At 57.0% G+C, this 2,856-nt stretch carries 2 protein-coding genes; both read left to right on the plus strand.

Going from position 1 to position 2,856, the window contains the following annotated elements; translation table 11 throughout:
• Nucleotides 1–108: 108 nt before the first annotated feature.
• Nucleotides 109–471, plus strand: a complete 363-nt coding sequence (gene clpS / locus ALO64_RS20380; protein ID WP_044344986.1) for an ATP-dependent Clp protease adapter ClpS — start codon at nucleotides 109–111, stop codon at nucleotides 469–471.
• Between the two features lie 30 nt (nucleotides 472–501).
• Nucleotides 502–2,775 (plus strand): ATP-dependent Clp protease ATP-binding subunit ClpA, encoded by a 2,274-nt coding sequence (clpA, locus tag ALO64_RS20385; protein ID WP_004665689.1) that lies wholly within the window; start codon nucleotides 502–504, stop codon nucleotides 2,773–2,775.
• The last annotated feature ends 81 nt before the right edge of the window (nucleotides 2,776–2,856 follow it).

Below are 2,856 nucleotides of genomic sequence, written 5' to 3' on the forward strand. Positions count from 1 at the left end.
TTGTCTACACCCTCTTAGCTGATAGTCAAGGTCATGTGGCGGTCTGTTTGAAAAGCGTCCAAACTGCGACTGACAGCTCAATCCGCCCTCAAACGAACATTTCTTTCCATGCATGCATTTAGCAAGATTCGACTAACATTCAATCAGGGCAGTCCGCAGTCGCACGAGGACGACGCGGCAGGCATCGCGGTGCAGGACGCCAAGCCGACCCTGCAGGCGCCACCGATGTACAAGGTGGTTTTATTCAACGATGACTACACCCCGATGGATTTCGTCGTAGAAGTGCTCGAGGTGTTTTTTAACCTGAATCGTGAGCTGGCCACCAAAGTCATGCTGGCCGTCCATACAGAGGGACGGGCAGTCTGCGGATTGTTTACCCGCGACATCGCCGAGACCAAGGCAATGCAGGTCAATCAATACGCCAGGGAGAGCCAGCATCCGCTACTCTGTGAGATCGAGAAGGACGGTTAAACGCCGACCACTTGGGTATGAGGTGAAGCTATGTTAAACCGTGAGCTCGAAGTCACCCTCAATCTTGCCTTCAAGGAGGCACGTTCGAAGCGTCATGAGTTCATGACGGTCGAGCACCTCCTGCTGGCTCTATTGGATAATGAGGCTGCAGCCACTGTTCTGCGTGCCTGCGGTGCAAACCTCGATAAACTCAAGCATGATCTGCAGGAGTTCATCGACTCCACCACTCCGCTGATCCCCGTTCATGACGAGGATCGCGAGACACAGCCGACGCTCGGGTTCCAGCGTGTGCTGCAACGGGCAGTTTTCCACGTGCAGAGCTCCGGCAAGCGCGAAGTAACCGGCGCCAACGTGCTGGTTGCAATTTTCAGTGAGCAGGAAAGCCAGGCCGTGTTTCTGCTCAAGCAGCAGAGCGTGGCCCGGATTGATGTCGTCAACTATATCGCCCACGGTATCTCCAAGGTTCCGGGGCATGGCGAACACTCTTCTGAAGGTGAACAGGATATGCAGGACGACGAGGGCGGTGAAGCATCTTCCTCAGGCAATCCTCTGGATGCCTATGCCAGCAATCTGAACGAATTGGCGCGCCAGGGGCGCATCGATCCGCTGGTCGGTCGCGAAAGCGAAGTCGAGCGCGTAGCTCAGATTCTGGCTCGTCGTCGCAAGAACAACCCGTTGCTGGTCGGTGAGGCTGGGGTCGGTAAAACGGCTATTGCCGAAGGCCTGGCCAAGCGTATCGTGGACAATCAGGTCCCTGATTTGCTCGCCAGCAGCGTTGTCTACTCGCTTGATCTGGGTGCCCTGCTGGCCGGGACCAAATACCGCGGCGATTTCGAGAAGCGTTTCAAAGCGTTGCTCAATGAGCTGCGCAAGCGTCCTCAGGCGATCCTGTTCATTGACGAGATCCACACCATCATTGGTGCTGGTGCAGCATCAGGCGGGGTGATGGATGCCTCCAACCTGCTCAAACCGTTGCTGTCGTCTGGCGAGATTCGCTGCATCGGCTCCACGACCTTTCAGGAGTTTCGCGGGATTTTCGAAAAAGACCGCGCCTTGGCGCGTCGCTTCCAGAAAGTCGATGTGTCCGAGCCTTCGGTCGAAGACACCATCGGCATCCTTCGTGGCCTGAAAAGCCGTTTCGAGCAGCATCACAGCATCGAGTACAGTGACGAAGCGCTGCGCGCCGCAGCTGAGCTTGCGTCGCGTTACATCAATGACCGTCATATGCCCGACAAGGCGATCGATGTTATTGATGAAGCCGGTGCCTACCAGCGTCTGCAGCCTGTCGAGCAGCGCGTCAAGCGCATCGATGTGCCTCAGGTCGAAGACATCGTCGCCAAGATCGCGCGTATTCCGCCAAAACACGTCAACAGTTCTGACAAGGAGCTGCTGCGTAACCTGGAGCGCGATCTGAAGCTCACCGTGTTTGGTCAGGATGCAGCCATTGACTCGTTGTCGACGGCGATCAAGCTTTCGCGTGCAGGCCTCAAGTCGCCTGACAAGCCGGTCGGTTCGTTCCTGTTCGCAGGCCCTACCGGTGTCGGCAAGACCGAAGCCGCTCGCCAGTTGGCCAAGGCGTTGGGTGTCGAGCTGATTCGTTTCGACATGTCCGAGTACATGGAGCGGCATACCGTTTCCCGTCTGATCGGCGCGCCTCCGGGCTACGTCGGTTTCGATCAGGGCGGTCTTTTGACCGAAGCCATCACTCGTCAACCGCATTGCGTGCTGCTGCTCGATGAAATCGAAAAGGCTCACCCGGAAGTCTTCAACCTGCTTTTGCAGGTGATGGACCACGGTACGCTGACCGATAACAACGGGCGCAAGGCAGATTTCCGCAACGTGATCGTGATCATGACCACCAATGCCGGGGCTGAGTCCGCCGCGCGTGCTTCGATCGGTTTCACGCATCAGGACCACTCGTCTGATGCGATGGAAGTGATCAAGAAGAGCTTCACGCCGGAGTTCCGCAACCGTCTGGACACCATCATTCAGTTTGGTCGTCTCAGCCACGAAGTCATCAAGAGCGTGGTCGACAAGTTCCTTACCGAGCTTCAGGCCCAGCTGGAAGACAAGCGCGTACTGCTCGAAGTGTCCGAGGCGGCGAGAAGCTGGCTGGCGCAGGGTGGTTACGATGCGGCGATGGGTGCCAGACCGATGGCTCGCCTGATTCAGGACAAGATCAAGCGGCCGCTGGCTGAAGAGATCCTGTTCGGCGAATTGTCAGAGCACGGCGGTGTGGTTCACATCGATATCAAGGATGGCGAGATTACCTTCGACTTCGAAACCACAGCAGAAATGGCCTGACGCCGAAGCCTCGCTCCGCATCGTGAATGGATGCGGGGCAGGCCGGGGTCTCTGGTTGTATGAAACAGGCAAACAAAAACA

It is taken from the genome of Pseudomonas meliae (assembly GCF_001400515.1).
Classification (GTDB): Bacteria; Pseudomonadota; Gammaproteobacteria; order Pseudomonadales; family Pseudomonadaceae; genus Aquipseudomonas; species Aquipseudomonas amygdali.

Excerpts from the sequence above, each read along its gene's own strand:
- clpS (WP_044344986.1), top strand. The coding sequence starts at position 109 with ATGCATGCATTTAGCAAGATTCGACTAACATTCAATCAGGGCAGTCCG.
- clpA (WP_004665689.1), top strand. The coding sequence starts at position 502 with ATGTTAAACCGTGAGCTCGAAGTCACCCTCAATCTTGCCTTCAAGGAG.